The sequence below is a fragment of the Salinadaptatus halalkaliphilus genome, assembly GCF_006543045.1.
Classification (GTDB): Archaea; Halobacteriota; Halobacteria; order Halobacteriales; family Natrialbaceae; genus Salinadaptatus; species Salinadaptatus halalkaliphilus.
This window is the reverse complement of record NZ_RBZW01000016.1, coordinates 18,946-34,272: the sequence shown is the minus strand read 5'-3', so window position 1 is coordinate 34,272 and position 15,327 is coordinate 18,946. Positions and strand designations below refer to the sequence as shown.

14 protein-coding genes are annotated in these 15,327 nt (G+C 64.8%); 9 read left to right on the top strand and 5 right to left on the bottom strand.

The genetic code is table 11. From position 1 onward, the window contains the following. Positions 1–8 precede the first annotated feature (8 nt). From D8Y22_RS05785 to D8Y22_RS05775, 3 genes are read right to left on the bottom strand one after another with little or no spacing between them, the layout of a single operon-like run. Positions 9–1,004, bottom strand: coding sequence for an ABC transporter permease (locus D8Y22_RS05785; protein ID WP_141463762.1), 996 nt, complete (start codon positions 1,002–1,004; stop codon positions 9–11). A gap of 2 nt (positions 1,005–1,006) precedes the next feature. Beyond that, complete coding sequence (locus D8Y22_RS05780; RefSeq protein ID WP_141463761.1) at positions 1,007–2,008, bottom strand: ABC transporter permease; 1,002 nt, start codon at positions 2,006–2,008, stop codon at positions 1,007–1,009. A gap of 12 nt (positions 2,009–2,020) precedes the next feature. After that, positions 2,021–3,688 carry an ABC transporter substrate-binding protein gene (locus D8Y22_RS05775; RefSeq protein WP_141463760.1) on the bottom strand — a complete coding sequence of 556 codons (1,668 nt, stop codon included), beginning with the start codon at positions 3,686–3,688 and terminating at the stop codon, positions 2,021–2,023. Between the two features lie 240 nt (positions 3,689–3,928). Between D8Y22_RS05775 and D8Y22_RS05770 the strand changes: the two genes are divergently transcribed. Continuing rightward, positions 3,929–4,348, top strand: coding sequence for a PPC domain-containing DNA-binding protein (locus tag D8Y22_RS05770; protein ID WP_141463759.1), 420 nt, complete (start codon positions 3,929–3,931; stop codon positions 4,346–4,348). A 1-nt stretch (position 4,349) separates the two neighbouring features. Then, entirely contained in the window at positions 4,350–8,027 is a 3,678-nt protein-coding gene (locus D8Y22_RS05765) for a DNA polymerase II large subunit (RefSeq protein WP_141463758.1), read from the top strand. Between the two features lie 6 nt (positions 8,028–8,033). On the opposite strand, the gene D8Y22_RS05760 is transcribed toward D8Y22_RS05765, so the two are convergent. Beyond that, the gene (locus tag D8Y22_RS05760) at positions 8,034–9,170 is read right to left on the bottom strand and encodes a YhjD/YihY/BrkB family envelope integrity protein (protein WP_141463757.1); all 1,137 of its coding nucleotides are present in this window, start codon (positions 9,168–9,170) and stop codon (positions 8,034–8,036) included. 121 nt (positions 9,171–9,291) lie between these two features. Here D8Y22_RS05760 and D8Y22_RS05755 point away from each other — a divergent pair, with 121 nt between their 5' ends. Next, positions 9,292–9,885: a poly-gamma-glutamate hydrolase family protein gene (locus D8Y22_RS05755; RefSeq protein WP_141463756.1), complete on the top strand. Its 594-nt coding sequence runs from the start codon at positions 9,292–9,294 to the stop codon at positions 9,883–9,885. Between the two features lie 151 nt (positions 9,886–10,036). On the opposite strand, the gene D8Y22_RS05750 is transcribed toward D8Y22_RS05755, so the two are convergent. Next, a complete protein-coding gene (locus D8Y22_RS05750; RefSeq protein ID WP_141463755.1) occupies positions 10,037–10,672 on the bottom strand; it encodes a helix-turn-helix domain-containing protein in 636 nt (211 codons plus the stop codon). A gap of 132 nt (positions 10,673–10,804) precedes the next feature. Between D8Y22_RS05750 and D8Y22_RS05745 the strand changes: the two genes are divergently transcribed. From D8Y22_RS05745 to D8Y22_RS05720, 6 genes are all read left to right on the top strand, one after another. Further along, on the top strand, positions 10,805–11,383 hold the full coding sequence (locus D8Y22_RS05745) for a DUF4188 domain-containing protein (RefSeq protein WP_141463754.1): 579 nt from the start codon (positions 10,805–10,807) through the stop codon (positions 11,381–11,383). Between the two features lie 225 nt (positions 11,384–11,608). Then, the gene (locus tag D8Y22_RS05740) at positions 11,609–11,782 is read left to right on the top strand and encodes a DUF1059 domain-containing protein (RefSeq protein ID WP_141463886.1); all 174 of its coding nucleotides are present in this window, start codon (positions 11,609–11,611) and stop codon (positions 11,780–11,782) included. A gap of 153 nt (positions 11,783–11,935) precedes the next feature. After that, positions 11,936–12,865 carry a DUF7351 domain-containing protein gene (locus tag D8Y22_RS05735; protein ID WP_141463753.1) on the top strand — a complete coding sequence of 310 codons (930 nt, stop codon included), beginning with the start codon at positions 11,936–11,938 and terminating at the stop codon, positions 12,863–12,865. A gap of 198 nt (positions 12,866–13,063) precedes the next feature. Beyond that, positions 13,064–13,906 (top strand): class I SAM-dependent methyltransferase, encoded by an 843-nt coding sequence (locus D8Y22_RS05730; RefSeq protein WP_246084361.1) that lies wholly within the window; start codon positions 13,064–13,066, stop codon positions 13,904–13,906. Continuing rightward, positions 13,903–14,589: a hypothetical protein gene (locus D8Y22_RS05725; RefSeq protein ID WP_174811777.1), complete on the top strand. Its 687-nt coding sequence runs from the start codon at positions 13,903–13,905 to the stop codon at positions 14,587–14,589. The genes D8Y22_RS05730 and D8Y22_RS05725 overlap by 4 nt, the downstream gene beginning before the upstream one ends. Positions 14,590–14,655: 66 nt before the next feature. After that, positions 14,656–15,309 carry a protein-L-isoaspartate(D-aspartate) O-methyltransferase gene (locus D8Y22_RS05720; RefSeq protein ID WP_141463752.1) on the top strand — a complete coding sequence of 218 codons (654 nt, stop codon included), beginning with the start codon at positions 14,656–14,658 and terminating at the stop codon, positions 15,307–15,309. Positions 15,310–15,327: the final 18 nt, after the last annotated feature.

The following is a 15,327-nucleotide window of genomic DNA, read 5'->3' as shown; positions in this document are numbered from 1 at the left end:
GTCGTGTGTCAGTCCTCGAGTCGCGGGTCCAGTGCGTCTTGCAGGCCGTCGCCGAAGAGGTTGAACCCCATGATGGTCACCAGGATGGCGAGGCCGGGCCAGATCGAGAGCCAGACGTTGGCGTGCATGTAGCCGTGGGAGACGTTGAGCATCTCGCCCCAGTCGGGCGTCGGCGGCTGGGCACCGTAGCCCAGAAACGAGAGGCCGGCCACGAGCAGTATCGTTACGCCGATCTGGAGCGTGGCGTAGACCAGCACCGGCGCGATGGAGTTTGGAATTACGTGGCGCAGGATGATGTTGCGCCGTTTGACACCGGAGGCGCGGGCGGCCTCGATGTAGTCCATCTCCCGGATCGAGAGCACCTCGCTGCGGATGATCCGGGCGAAGACCGGGATGAACGTGATGCCGACGCCGAGGATGGCGTAGGTGATGTCCGGGCTGCCGCCGCTGACGAAGACGGTAAAGACGATGATGAGGATCAGCGGCGGAATCGCGTAGACGGTCTCGACGATGCGCATGAGGAAGTCGTCGACTTTCCCGCCGTAGAACCCCGAGACGGAACCGATAATCGTCCCCCCGACGAACCCGATCAGCGTCGAGGCGATGCCGACGCTCACCGACACCTGCGCGCCGTAGACGATCCGGGTGAAGTAGTCCCGGCCGGTGGGGTCGGTTCCAAGTGGGTGGGCCATCGAGCCGTCGGCGTGAAATGCCGGCGGGAGGTGGGACTCGCCCTCTCCCGGCGGCGGAATCCGCTCGGGGTGGTCGAAGATTGGTATCGCCTCGGCGAACGTGAAATCCGACAGCACCCCGAACGTGAGCCGCGAGAGGTTGCTGTCGACCATGGTGTACGCCGAGATCACCAGCACGAACGCGACGATGTAGAGTCCCCATCTGGCGGTCGTGTCGTCGGTGATCTTTCCGAGGGTGTGTCGCCAGCCGAACTTGGCCTCGACATCCTCGGTCGGTCCACCGTCGTCCATCTGTGATTCGCCGATAGCCATGATTACTCTTCCTCACCGTAGGTGACGCGGGGATCGATGTACGCGTAGGAAAGGTCGGTGACGATCACACCGACGACGAAGATCGTCCCGAAGACGATCGTGATCCCCATGATCAGTTGGTAGTCTAACGCCTGAATCGCCTCGATGAACAGCCGTCCCATCCCGTTGATATTGAAGACGTACTCGATGAGGACGGCCCCGGAGAGCGCCGTCGAGAGGTTGAGCCCGATGATCGTGATGATCGGCAACTGGGCGTTCTGGAAGGCGTGTTTTCGCAGGATCGTCCGCTCGGGGACGCCGTAGGCGCGTGCGAGTGTGACGTACTCGCCGTGTAGCGACTCGATCATCTGGGTTCGCTCGACTCTCATTAGCGTCGCCATCTGGAGCGTGCCGAGTGCGATCATCGGCAACAACAGGTGTCGAGCCGTCTGGTAGAGTAACTCGGGCCAGGTATCGATCCACGCGTACGCGTCGGGTCCGCGCCACGGATAGACGAGCCCGGTCGAGGGCAACCACCCTAACTGGACCGCAAAGAGCAGGATGAGCATGATCCCGATCCAGAACGACGGCGTGCTGACGCCGAAGAGGGCGACGATCCGGGAGACGTGGTCGGTCGGCTCGTTACGTCGCGTCGCCGCGATGATCCCCAGCGGAATCGCCGTTGCGATCGCGAAGGCGTACGCCGAGAGTACGAGCAACAGTGTCGGCCCGACTCGACCGAGGATCAGCTCCGTTACCGGCTGTCCCCAATGGATACTGTAGCCCAGATCACCCTCGAGCACGCCGGCCATGTACGTGACATAGCGCTCGTGCAGCGGCCGGTCGAGTCCGTACTGCTGTTCGATCGCCTCGACGAGCTCCTCGTCGACCTCCTGACCGGCGAGCATGAGCTGGACCGGATCGCCCGGCGCCAGGTTCGCGAGGACGAACGTGATGATCGTGATCCCGAGCAGTACGGGGATCGCTTGCAGCAGTCGATACAGCGTGTAACGAGCGAGTCCCATTGCGGTCGCGTGTTAGTCCTCGATCCAGACGTTGCTCTCCTCGGAGACGAGGTGTGGGTTGTACTGCATCTGTGGATGGACGTGCATATCTCTGACGTGATCGCCGGTCGCCATCGAGTTGTGCTCGGTGTAGGCGGGGAGGGCGGGCAGTTCCGTCAGAACCTCCTCGATCAACTCGGTGTAGAGCTGTTCGCGTTCGGCCTGATCGGCGGTCTCGCGGGCCTCGACGATCGTGTCGTGGAAGTCATCGCTGCCGTCGTAGTGATGGCCGTTGGTGAGTTGCTCCTGGCTCTCGTGAAACAGCGAGTAGAGATACTGATCGGGATCGGGACCGCCGGTCCAGCCGAGGATGTAGAGTTCATAGTTGTCCGGATCCGCCTCGCTGTAGATCGTCTGATCGAGCATCGCGCCGAAGTCCATCGTCTGGACTTCCATGTCGTAGCCGATCTCGTCCAGTCGTGTCGCGACGCGTTCGGCGAGCGTCGCTCGCTCGTCGTCGGGGGCCATAAACGTCGGATTCCAGTCGTCGGGCGCGTGCTCGTCTAACAGCTCCTCGGCCAGTTCGGGATCGTACTCCGGATAGATCTCGTCGTCCCACTCCTCGATCGGGAACTCCCACAGATCGTTCGTAATACGCGAGGTCGGCGTCACGAGCGGGATCGCCGCGTTGTTCAGGTAGGTCTCGACGTAGTCGGTCAGCGAGAAGGCGTGAGCGATCCCCCGTCGCACGTTGGGATCCGCCGTCCCTGCACCCTCGTTCGTGTTGAAGAAGATGTACGTGACCGACGGGCTCTCGGTGACGTGGACGTCGATGTCGTCCTCGTCCTCGAGTTGGCCCCAGTCGTCGTTCGGAACGTCGCCGATAGCGTCGGTATCGTGGGCGAGCATCTCGCTGACTCGGCTCGCGTCGTCGACGTTGTCCTCGAAGCGGATCGACTCCATGTAGGGCTGGGGCTCGTCCCAGTAGTCGTCGAACCGCTCGAGTTCGACGTACTCGCCGAACTGGAAGTCGTGCCACTCGAAGGGGCCGGAACCGATCGGATTCTCGTTGAATTCCTCGCGGTCCTCGGTCCGAGCGTCTTCGGGGACGATGTCGACGGCCTGGTTGAACAGCTCCCAGGAGCCGTACTGGTGGGCCAGATCGACCTGCAGCTGGTAGTCGTCGATGACATCTATCTCCTCGATCATGTCGTAGGTCGACATGTTCGGCGTTTCTTCCTCGACCGGCGCACGAAACGAGTGGGCGACGTCGCTGGCGGTCAGTTCCTCGCCGTTGTGGAACTCGATGCCGTCGTGGATCTCGTAGATGAATCGCGTGTCGTCGCGTTCGACGTCGGGGAAGTCGACGGCGACCTTCGGCTGGAGTTCGTACTCGTAGTCGAACTCGTACAGCGAGTCGAACACCAGCGTGATGATCTGGAAACTGTAGGCGTCGTTCGAGACGACCGGGTCGAAGTCCTCGTCGCGCTCGAGTTCCTGGGTGTAGACCATGGAGCTCTGCCGAGCGGCGTCTTCGTCGTCGGGTTCGTCTCGGTCGTAGTCGTACTCCTCGGGGTCGAGAATCTCGGCGTCGTCGTCCTCACCGTTCCCACCGATGCACCCTGCGATGGTCGCTGCGGAGACCGACGCTCCCGCGGCCAGCAGCTGCCGCCGGGAGAGGCCATGGTGAAAAGTTACCATGATATCATATATCCCACGGGGCCAACCCTTATTCGTTTTGGTGTCTCATCCCGCGTGCTAGTAGTATTCGTGCCTAGATGGATGAAACGTTACTAAAATGCACACAGCCATCCATTCTTGTGATGATTTGGAGGCCAGCGTCGTATTTTCGACGGCGCTCACGATGAGCGTATGGATTCCACGCCGCTGTAGCGGCCCCGACCGGAGCCCTTTTTCTCCCTGGGGATACAGTACATGCGTATGAACTACCGAGCCGTCGAGACGACCGGAGAGTACGTCGCCCGCCTCGAGACGGGCGCCGACTGGCGCGGCGAGATCGAATCGCTCGCAGCAGAGGTCGAGGCCGACGCGGCCTGGTTTACGGCCCTCGGGGCGGTCCAGGACGCCGAACTCGCGTTCTACGATCAGGACGAGTGCGAGTACTACGAAATCGACGCCGACGAGCCCCTCGAGGTCGCGAGCTGTGTCGGCAACGTCTCCTGGCTGGACGGCGACCGATTCGCCCACACGCACGCGGTACTATCGGACGACGACGGCGAGACGATTTCGGGGCATCTGAACGAGGCGACCGTCTGGGCCGGCGAAGTCTATATGCGCGTCTTCGAGGACAGCTTAGAGCGCGAGTACGACGACACCACCGAACTCGATCTCTGGCTCTGAGATGCGCGAGGCAGACGAACGCTACTTCGAGCGCCTCGAGTCCCAGTTAGACGCGGCCTTCGACGTCGCCGAGACCGCCAAGGAACGCGGCGGCGACCCCGAGCCCGAGGTCGAGATTCCGGTCGCCAAGGACATGGCCGACCGCGTCGAGAACATCCTCGGCATCGACGGCGTCGCCGAACGGGTCCGCGAACTCGAGGGCGAGATGAGCCGCGAAGAAGCCGCCCTCGAGCTCGCGGCGGACTTCGCCGAGGGACGGGTCGGCGACTACGAGACGAAAGCCGGCAAGGTCGAGGGCGCCGTCAGGACCGCCGTCGCCCTGCTGACCGAGGGCGTCGTCGCCGCGCCGATCGAGGGAATCGACAGGGTCGAAATCTTAGAGAACGACGACGGCACCGAGTTCGTCAACGTCTACTACGCCGGGCCGATCCGGTCGGCCGGCGGGACCGCACAGGCGCTGTCGGTACTCGTCGCCGACTACACTCGCGCACTCGTCGGTATCGACCAGTACGACGCCCGAAGCGACGAAGTGGAACGCTACGCCGAGGAGATCGCCCTCTACGACAAGGAGACCGGCCTCCAGTACACGCCCAAGGCAAAGGAGGCGAAGTTCATCGCTAAGAACCTCCCGATCATGTTAGACGGGGAAGCCACCGGCGACGAGGAGGTCTCGGGCTTTCGCGATCTCGAGCGCGTCGACACCAACAGCGCCCGCGGCGGAATGTGTCTGGTCCTGGGCGAAGGGATCGCGCTCAAGGCGCCCAAGATTCAACGGTACACCCGCAACCTCGAGGAGATCGACTGGCCGTGGCTGCAGGATCTGATCGACGGCAACTACGGCGGGAGCGAGGACGAGACCGCCGCTGACAGCGCCGACGAGGACGCCGACGACGACCCAGACGGCGAGGACGCCGACGACGAGCCGAACGACGATGGGGACGCAGCCGACGAACCCGATGGGCCGCCCCGCGTCGACACCTCCGAGAAGTTCCTCCGGGACCTGATCGCCGGCCGCCCCGTCTTCTCTCACCCCTGTGCGACGGGCGGGTTCCGGTTGCGATACGGTCGAGCGCGCAACCACGGGTTCGCGACCGCCGGCGTTCACCCCGCCGCGATGCACCTAGTCGACGACTTCCTTGCGACGGGCACCCAGATCAAGACCGAACGCCCCGGCAAGGCCGCCGGCGTCGTCCCCGTCGACTCCATCGAGGGGCCGACCGTCAAGCTGGCCAACGGCGACGTGCGCCGGATCGACGACCCCGACGACGCCCTCGAGGTCAGAAACGGCGTCGAGGAGATCCTCGATCTGGGGGAGTATCTGGTCAACTACGGCGAGTTCATCGAGAACAACCATCCGCTCGCGCCGGCCTCCTACACCTACGAGTGGTGGATTCAGGACCTCGCAGCCGCCGGCGCGGACACCCAGGCACTCGAGGACGACCCACGCATCGACCTCGAGTTTCCCGACCCAGACGAGGCCCTCGAGTGGGCTCGTGAGTACGACGCGCCGCTCCATCCGGAGTACACCTACCTCTGGCACGACCTCTCGGTCGACGCCTTCTGTACCCTCGCGGACGCCGTCGCCGACGGCCACGTCGAGGGTGCAACGATCACCGACGGCCACGTCGAGGCCGAATTCGTCGGCGAAACGGACGACAGCGGTACGCTCGTCCTCGAGTACGCCGACGCCGTCCGCGACGCCCTCGAGACGATCGTCATCGAACACCGCCAGCGCGAGGACGACGGCCGCCTCGAGATCGACACCTGGCGACCGCTAGCCGCCACCCTCGGGTGTGAGCCGCGCCAGGCCGTCACCGACGGTGCCGCTCTCGATCCAGCCGACGGCGATGGGGAGCCGGCGATCGCTCTCGAGCGCACCTGGCACGACGACGACCTCTCGGAGCGTGCCTGGACGTGGGGCAACGATGAGCCCGGTGCAAACGCTATGGAAGCGGTCGACGAGGTCGCTCCCTTCACGGTTCGCGAACGGGCACCGACCCGGGTCGGGAACCGAATGGGTCGCCCCGAAAAGTCGGAACGGCGGGATCTGAGCCCGCCGGTCCACACCCTCTTTCCGATCGGCGAAGCCGGTGGTGCCCAGCGCAACGTCTCGGATGCGGCCTCCTACGCCGAGACGATGTCCGACACGCCGGGGGTCGTCGAACTCCAGATCGGCCGCCAGCGCTGTGAGTCCTGTGGCACGGAGACGTTCAAGAACCGTTGTCCCGACTGCAACGACCGGACGACGCCGGATTACCGGTGTCCCGACTGCGACCAGCAGATCGAACCCGACGAGGCCGGCCGCGTCGAGTGCGACCACTGCGAGGTCGAGGCCACCTGCGTCGAACCCCGAGAGATCGACATCAACGAGGAGTTTCGCGGCGCGCTCGAGTCCGTCGGCGAACGCGAAAACGCCTTCGAGATCCTGAAAGGTGTGAAGGGACTGACCTCGGCGAACAAGATCCCCGAGCCCATCGAGAAGGGGGTTCTACGGGCGAAACACGACGTCTCGGCGTTCAAAGACGGGACCGTTCGTTACGACATGACCGATCTCCCCGTGACATCGGTCCGGGCGAGCGAGCTCGACGTCGACGTCGGCCAACTGCAGGCGCTCGGCTACGAGGAAGACATCCACGGCGAGCCCCTGACCCACGAGGATCAACTCGTGGAGCTGAAGGTCCAGGACATCGTCCTCTCGGATGGCGCTGCCGAGCACATGCTCCAGACCGCCGCCTTCATTGACGACTTGCTCGAGCAGTACTACGGCCTCGAGCCATTTTATGAACTCGAGGATCGGGACGAACTGGTCGGCGAGCTGGTCTTCGGGATGGCACCCCACACGAGTGCGGCAACTGTCGGGAGAGTAATTGGTTTCACGAGTGCGGCAGTCGGATATGCTCATCCGTACTTTCACGCCGCAAAGCGCCGGAATTGTGACGGTGACGAAGATTGTGTGATGCTCCTCATGGACGGGCTATTGAACTTTAGTACCAGTTTCTTGCCAGATCAGAGGGGCGGGAAGATGGACGCGCCCCTGGTCATGTCCTCTCGGATCGATCCCGCCGAGATCGACGACGAGGCCCACAACATGGACATCGTTAGCCAGTACCCCCGCGAGTTCTACCTCGCGACTCGAGAGCAGGCCGATCCCGAATCCGTCGACATCCAGATCGGCGAGGACACGCTGGGTACCGACGGCGAGTACACCGGGTTCGAACACACCCACGACACCACCAACATCGCGATGGGCCCCGACCTCTCGGCGTACAAGACGCTGGGCTCGATGATGGACAAGATGGACGCCCAACTCGAGCTCTCGCGCAAACTCGAGGCAGTCGACGAGACCGACGTCGCCGAGCGAGTCATCGAGTATCACTTCCTGCCGGACCTGATCGGCAATCTGCGCGCGTTCTCCCGGCAGGAAACCCGCTGTCTCGACTGCGGCGAGAAGTTTCGGCGGATGCCACTGACCGGCGACTGCCGCGAATGCGGTGGCCGCGTCAATCTCACCGTCCACAAAGGCTCGGTCAACAAGTACATGCAGACCGCGATCCAGGTCGCCGAGGAGTACGACTGCCGGGATTACACGAAACAGCGGTTGGAAGTGCTCGAGAAGTCCCTCGAGAGCATTTTCGAAAATGACAAAAACAAACAGTCCGGTATCGAGGACTTCATGTGACGGGTATCACTCCCGCTCGAGGCGACCGATCCTGACGCGACGAACGCGAGCCAGCAATCCGCGAGCGCCCCGTCGCCAGGGTGGCCATCGTCGGCGCTCGAGTGTGGCCCGCAACCGCTCGTTTTCGGCTTCGAGGTCGCTCTTTTCGGCCTCGAGCCGGTCGACCCGATCCTCGAGACGGTAACGACGGGACCGCTGGGCCGCGAGATCGTTTTGCAGCAGGTCCCGTTCTCGTTCGACCGTCTCCGCGCGCTCGAGGAGTTGGTCGCGCTCGCGTTGGACGCGGTCGAGCAACGGTGTGTGGCCCGCTTCCGCGATAGCGGCTTCCCCGCCGTCGTCCGAGCCGTCGATCTCGGGCTCGAGGTAGCCCGTACCGACGGCGTTGACGACACCGCCGACGAGCAGGAGCATGCCGCCGAAGTAGAGCCAGGTCAACAACAGTAAGACGGCGCCGACGGGACCGGCGGCCTCCGAATCGGCGGCGAAGGTCACGTACACCTGAAAGAGCGACTGCAGTGCCGTCCAGCCGACGCCGGCGACGACCGCACCCGGGACGACCTGCCGAAGCTGGAGGTCGACGTCGGGGAAGTAGTAGTACATCGGCAGGAACGCCAACGTGAGCACGACGACGAGGATCACGGGATTGAGCAGCCCGAGATAGGGAACGTTCGGGAGGACGGCGACGGCGATGCTCGCGACGGCTGCGGCCACGAGCGCGGCCCCGATCGCACCGAGGACGATCAGGGCGTCACGGAGTTGTTCGACGATGGAGGCCTCGTCGGCCGAGTCGAAAATCTCGGAGAACGCCGTGTCGAGTCCCCGGAAGATCTTCAGCGAACCCCACAGGACGACGACCAGTCCGATCAGCGTCGAGCCCGCGGTCACGGGTGACTCCGCGATCGCGTTCTCGACCAGCAGCTGGCCGCTCTCGGGCAGGAACCCCTCCGTCATCGCCGACACCTCGGTCGCCAACCCCTCGTCTCCGACCAGGGTCACGAGGAAGAACACGAGCACGAGCAACGGAATCAGCGAAATAAAGGCCTGATAGGCGATGCTTGCGGCCATAAACGGCACGTTCTTTTCTTGGACCCCGGCGACGACCGTCCGGCCGAACGCGATCCCGTTGTGAACGTCGGTAGCCATGGCCGAACGTCCGTCTGGACGGCGTTAGGTCGTCTGCTTGCACCTCGAGCGTGGGGCCGAGACTGGTCGCAGCGGCCACTGCTCGGCTAGCGGTTAAGATGCCAGCGCCGTAGATACAGCTGTGACTCGCCGGACGATTACGACGTACCCGATCGCGGTGACCGATACCGGCCACCTGCTCGAACAGCTGTACGACGACGGTGAAACGGACGAGCTTCTCTTCTGTGCGGGCCACGGCGGCGATGTCGAGCCCGGGACCGCCGCGCTCGGGCTGGAACTGGCGACCGGCCACGAAACTGCCGCCTACTGGGCCACCCTCGGCCACGAGTCCGACGGCAGTGCGTTCGACGCGTGGCACCCGCCCTCGACGGCGATCGATCCCGCGGAGTACCCGCTACTGGGTCGGATCGCGGACCGGGGGTTCGAGACGGTGATCAGCATTCACGGACTGGCCGACGACGAAATTCTCGTCGGCGGCGGGCTCGAGGAGCCGACGAAAACACGGGTTGCGAGACACCTCGAGGACGCCGTCCCCGTGCCCGTTTCGGTCGCGACCGACCGACAGTACGCCGGTACTCATCCCGACAACTTCGTGAACTGGCTCGCCGCCGACGGTGCGGGCCTGCAACTCGAGCTCGGTCCGACGGTTCGAGGATCCCAAGCCGACGCACTCGAGCGCTCGCTTCGGTCGCTGCTCGAGCGCGATCTCCTCTGATACGGATTCCTGTCCCGATGTCCCGGCCCAGCCGCCGCCCGGGTCGCGGCTGGGCTGGAACTGACGGACAGGAAACCGTCTGAGACGGTCTGTTGTCCGTACGAGGCGATCGTCGCAGACGGATTTGGGTCAGTGTCGACTCGACCGCGACTCACCTGCCTGGGGGGCCGGTCAGAAACGCCCTGAGCAGGCTCGCCTCGCCTCGCCGGAGGATCGTACTTGCGGTGGCCTTATCGATGTCGAACGAGTCGGCGAGTTCCGCGAGCGTACACTCGCGTGGCACCTCGTAGTAGCCCATTCGGAGTCCGGCCTCGAGGAGTTCGCGCTGGCGATCGGTCACCACCGTCTCCGGATCCGTCCCGCCGACCAGCGACTGCAGTTCGAACCGTGCCCCGGCGTCCTCGAGGGTCGCCTGCAGCCGCTCGAGGTCCTCACGGGTGCCCGTCAGGTCGAATTCGAACCAGCCGTCCCGGGCGAGAACCGGAAATTCGAGCGGCATCCCGGAGAGCTCGACGAAATCGTAGAGTGCGGTGTCGCTCGTCTCGTACTTCGAGAGGACGCGGCCCTCCGTCGCTTCGAGCAGATCGTACTCGAGGACGGTCGGATGAGATCGCACTGCCTCGGCGCCGGTCTTGGGGTCGTCTGCGACGATTTCGCCGAGTTCGACCGCCGTCTCCTCGAGGCGGTAGCCAGACAGCAGTTTGAACGTCGTGTCGGGACACGATTCCGACACCTCGCGGATCCAGACGCCGGCGGGTATCTGAATGCGAAACTGGGCGCTGATCATCGTGTCGCGATGCGGATCGAGGGGAGTTCGCTCGCGGGTATTCGTCCGATCGCAGCGAGTCGTTCGGCAGTCACGCGTGAGACCAACATGTTGGGGCTAGTCGCAAGCAGACGCCCCTCGAGTAAGAGTGTGATGGCACCACAGCACGGAGATACCGACTCGAGGGTCGGCGATCAGGCGACTGCCAACTCGAGAATCGATCGACGAGTAACGGCCGAGCGAGCCGATTCGTTCGTCGTCTTCCACATCGGGATGCGGATCAACGCGTTCTGGAAGCTCCACCGGTGGCTCCCGATCTTCCTCGTCGCGGGGCGGATGGTTCGGGAGCTGTTGGCCGACGAGGACTCGGGCCTGCTCGAGAGCCGCACCGTCGTCGGTCCCGGAGTTCGTCAGATCGGGTTCGTCCAGTACTGGGAGTCCGTCGAGGCGCTCGAGGCGTACGCCCACGACGACGAGCGGTTACATCGACCGGCGTGGCTGGACTACTATCGCGACGGTACCGACGAGGACGGCGCCGTCGGCATCTGGCACGAGACGTATCGGATCGAACCCGGCGAGTACGAAACCGTCTACAACAACCTCCCACCGCAGGGACTCGCGGCCTGTGAGCGAACGGCTATCGTGTCGGCGACGGGCCGGCGACGGACGGCCGCCGGACGGTTGGACGGAACGGCCGATGCGGATCGCGGCGCTGGCTCGGAACCCGCGTAGTCGTATAGTAGTCACTGTAAGCAACTGCACACCTGACCGCACGACGAATGCGCGGTTCCGAGCGAGAACCGCGGGCCATGCGAACGCTGAAACCGTCAGCGAGCTGTGCGATCAACACCGATAATCGTTAAGTAAACGCCTGTGCTATCTATATTGGTGGTTGGTACCGTATAACATGGTATGGGTACCGACTGCCTCTCGGCGGGGATACTCGAGATGATCACAATGGCAGACACACACAAACTGGACTGTGAGTCGGTATCGGATACGTGCCGGTTCATCATCCAATCGGAAAACGAAACGGAGGCAGTCGAACTGGCCCAGAAACACATGGCGGAGGTCCACGGCCAGGAGTTCACGGCGGACGAACTCAAAGACGACCATCTGCAGGTCGTGTGACGATCGGGCGACGTCGATCGAGCGAGTAACGCGCTCTGAACGTCACAGATCCGTTTTTCGTCGACTCCGCGGTTCGAAGCGTCAATCAGGAGCAACTTGGATCGGGGTAGTACAGCCCATAGATTCAACTCGTCGCGTACCGCCCGCCTAGGTATGACCGCTGGGCGAGCGGCGGCCGACGCGTTCGCCCTGCTCTCCGACGAGAGTCGGGTAAACATCCTTCGAGCCGTCGCGATGGCACAGTACGAACAGGCGCCGTCGAACGCGGGGTTCGAGCCGCTGTCGTTTTCCGAGATTTACGACCGCGTCGACGTCGACAACACCTCGAAACTGTCCTACCACCTGGGAGAACTGACCGGAACGTACCTCCGGAAACACGACGGCGGCTACTCGTTTACCCACGCCGGCGACCGGATCGTTCGGTTCATCCTCGCGGAGAACTTCCGCCGGCCGGCGGATATCGGCTCCATCGAGACGTCCGGCACCTGCCTCTACTGCGGGGAGACCACCCTCGAGGCGCGACTGGACGAGCAGTACTTCGTGGTTCGGTGCCCGACCTGCGATCGGCCGGTCACCGGCTACACCCTCACGCCAGCCCAGGCTCGCGCACGCTCCGGAGAGACGCTGCTCGAGTCGCTCAAACGCAAACAGGGGATGGAGTTCGGGCTGGTTCAAGCGGAGATCTGTCCGGAGTGTGCCGGTCGGATGGATGCGGCCGTCCACAGTGTCGAGGAGCTGACCCCGCTCGAGGATGTCCCGGTCTCGCACTTCACGCTGCACGACTGTGAGTCGTGTCGCCGGCGCTACAGCGGCCCCCTACCGTTTGCCGCGGCGTTTCGGACCGCGTCGATCGCGTTCTACTGGGAGCGCGGCGTCGACCTGCTGGGAACCGGCTGGTGGGAGTGCTATCGATTCCTCAGGGACGGTTGCTGGACATCCGAACGCGTCGGGAGCGACCCGGTCGAGTACCGGGTCGTCCTCCGCCACGAGGACGCCGAGCTCCGACTGGTGCTCGACGACGACGCCCGAACCGTACGGACCGAGCGCGTGCGGACCCGGAGCGGCGACCGATCCTCGACGTAACACGTTCGTTACAAAACTGGTGTTGAGTCGTCTCGCCCACAGACCGCCGGAGAGCACGATAGGCTCGGTCGACCCCCTCGACACAGGCGGTAGTACCCAATCGAAATTTTGCAACCGCGCTGGTAATATATCAATCCCTCGATAATATTTATGGTGGACGTCGCGGTCTAGTCTCGTGTGGAACGAGGTGCCCCACGGATGACACAGTACGACACACACGACGCGATCGGCGGCCCCGACGCAGCCGACGGGGCGGAGCCACACGAGACCGGACCCCTGTCAGTCGACGACATGACGCTCGAGACTGGTGACGCGGCGGTCACAGACCACGAGCCGTCCGAGGGCTGCGAATCGTCCGAGGACTACGAACCGCCCGAAGAGGACGACCCGTTTCAGGACGGCGATATGACCCTCGAGGACATCCAGGCGGCCTACGCGCGCTACGCGCCGTGGGTCGATCGGCTGGGCTGGCTGGACCACCTGTTCACCGGTCGGTACCGTCGTCGGCAGTTCGCTCGAGCCGACGGACGAGTGCTCGATGTCGCCTGTGGGCCGGGAACGAACGTTCGGTACCTACCCGCCGGAACCGAGATCGTCGGCATCGACATCAGCGATCCGCTCCTCGAGCAGGCACGCGCGGCGCTGGACACCCTCGAGCGGGAGGGGACGGTCGCGCGGATGGACGCGCAGGCGCTCGAGTTCGAGGACGACAGCTTCGAGACGGTGATCTCGTCGTTCTCGACGTGTACGTTTCCGGATCCCGTCGCGGCGCTGCGGGAGATGGGTCGGGTCTGTCGGCCCGACGGAGAGATCCTGTTGCTCGAGCACGGCCGCAGCGACAACCCACTCATCGCCCGCTATCAGGAGTGGCGCGCCGATGCCCACTACGAGAAGTCCGGCTGTCGGCTGACCCAGGAGCCCCTCGAGGTCGTCCGCCGAGCGGGCCTGTCCGTCACCGAGGTCGAGACGGCACAGTTCGGCCGCCTGACGCGGCTGGTCTGTGACCCGTTCGACGGGAACCGTCCGGAGGGTGACCGATGATCCGACTCCGCACACCCGATCACGATGCGAGCGACGGTGAGCAGTCCGTCTCGTCGAGCCAGCCGTGGCGGTGGCTCCTCCTCGTCGGCACGCCCATCGCGCTGGGCGGAGTCCTGGCCGTCCACCCCCACGGCGGCACGGACCTCTACGAGAGCCTCGCGCCGGTCGCCGACGTCTGGCTGTACGTCCACCTCCTGTTGTTACCGCTGTTCGCGCTGCTGGGCGTGAGCCTGTATCTCCTGCTGGCGGACTTCGCCGGACCAGTAGCGACTGCCGGTCGGATCGGTGTCGCCGTCTACCTCGTCACGTACCTCGCGTTCGAGGCCATCGCCGGGATCGCGACCGGGCTCTTGGTCCGGGTCGGTCAGGGACTGCCGGCCGAGCAGCAAGCGGGCGTCGCGGCGGCGCTCGAGGCCACCGTCACGAGTCCGGTCGTCGGCGCCCTCGCGCTGGTCGGTTCGCTGGCTATCACCGTGGCTGCCGTCGCACTCGGTATCCTGCTCCGGCGTGCCGGGGCGCCGCTCGTTCCCGTGGCGCTGCTCGCCGGCGTCCCGCTCGTCGTCGTCGCTCACGGCGGCGGGTACGCGGACGTCCTCGGTGCAGCGATGATCGCGATCAGCGTAGGCTGGCTCGAGTTCGGATGGCGAGACGGTCGCCGATCGTCGAGCGGGCACGCTGTGTGACCGCGTAGGAATAGCGTTCCATTTCCCGGCCTGCAACCTATTGCCCTCGAGCCGGTACATCTGCGTATGTTCGATCGCTCCGCTCCAGACCCGGACGACCTCGAGACGGCCCGCGAGCGGATGGTCGAGACCGTCTCCCACCGCGTCGACGACGAGCGCGTCCTCGAGGCGCTCGCGTCGGTCCCGCGTCACGCGTTCGTCCCCGAGCGCCGGCCCAGCGACGCCTATGCCGACCGGCCGCTGCCGATCGGCGACGGCCAGACGATCAGCGCGCCCCACATGGTCGCGATCATGGCCGACGAACTCGCCCTCGAGCCCGGCGCGGACGTCCTCGAGATCGGGACCGGTTGTGGTTACCACGCCGCGGTGACGGCCGAAATCGTCGGCGCCGAACACGTCTTTTCCGTCGAGTACGGCGCGGCCCTCGCCCAGCGCGCCCGCGAGACGCTGGCCGAGATCGGCTACGGCGACGCGTCGGTCCGCGTCGGCGACGGCCGCGAGGGCTGGCCCGAACACGCCCCCTTCGAGGCCGCCTACGCGACGTGTGCCGTCCCCGAACTCCCCGATCCGGTTGCAGAGCAAGTACGCCCCGGCGGGCGCATTCTCGCCCCGGTCGGCACGGGCCACCAGACGCTCGTCAGGGCTCGAAAACGCGAGGATGGCACGCTCGAGCGAAGCGAGCACGGCGGCGTCCGGTTCGTTCAGGTTCGCGGCGAGTGACTGGCTGTCGATCCTCGA

What these genes read in the sequence shown, in the direction of transcription:
- D8Y22_RS05765 (WP_141463758.1), top strand. Translation starts at nt 4,350, where the DNA reads ATGCGCGAGGCAGACGAACGCTACTTCGAGCGCCTCGAGTCCCAGTTA.
- D8Y22_RS05735 (WP_141463753.1), top strand. Translation starts at nt 11,936, where the DNA reads ATGACCGCTGGGCGAGCGGCGGCCGACGCGTTCGCCCTGCTCTCCGAC.
- D8Y22_RS05780 (WP_141463761.1), bottom strand. Translation starts at nt 2,008, where the DNA reads ATGGGACTCGCTCGTTACACGCTGTATCGACTGCTGCAAGCGATCCCC.
- D8Y22_RS05770 (WP_141463759.1), top strand. Translation starts at nt 3,929, where the DNA reads ATGAACTACCGAGCCGTCGAGACGACCGGAGAGTACGTCGCCCGCCTC.
- D8Y22_RS05785 (WP_141463762.1), bottom strand. Translation starts at nt 1,004, where the DNA reads ATGGCTATCGGCGAATCACAGATGGACGACGGTGGACCGACCGAGGAT.
- D8Y22_RS05725 (WP_174811777.1), top strand. Translation starts at nt 13,903, where the DNA reads ATGATCCGACTCCGCACACCCGATCACGATGCGAGCGACGGTGAGCAG.
- D8Y22_RS05745 (WP_141463754.1), top strand. Translation starts at nt 10,805, where the DNA reads ATGGCACCACAGCACGGAGATACCGACTCGAGGGTCGGCGATCAGGCG.
- D8Y22_RS05750 (WP_141463755.1), bottom strand. Translation starts at nt 10,672, where the DNA reads ATGATCAGCGCCCAGTTTCGCATTCAGATACCCGCCGGCGTCTGGATC.
- D8Y22_RS05760 (WP_141463757.1), bottom strand. Translation starts at nt 9,170, where the DNA reads ATGGCTACCGACGTTCACAACGGGATCGCGTTCGGCCGGACGGTCGTC.
- D8Y22_RS05740 (WP_141463886.1), top strand. Translation starts at nt 11,609, where the DNA reads ATGGCAGACACACACAAACTGGACTGTGAGTCGGTATCGGATACGTGC.
- D8Y22_RS05720 (WP_141463752.1), top strand. Translation starts at nt 14,656, where the DNA reads ATGTTCGATCGCTCCGCTCCAGACCCGGACGACCTCGAGACGGCCCGC.
- D8Y22_RS05775 (WP_141463760.1), bottom strand. Translation starts at nt 3,688, where the DNA reads ATGGTAACTTTTCACCATGGCCTCTCCCGGCGGCAGCTGCTGGCCGCG.
- D8Y22_RS05730 (WP_246084361.1), top strand. Translation starts at nt 13,064, where the DNA reads ATGACACAGTACGACACACACGACGCGATCGGCGGCCCCGACGCAGCC.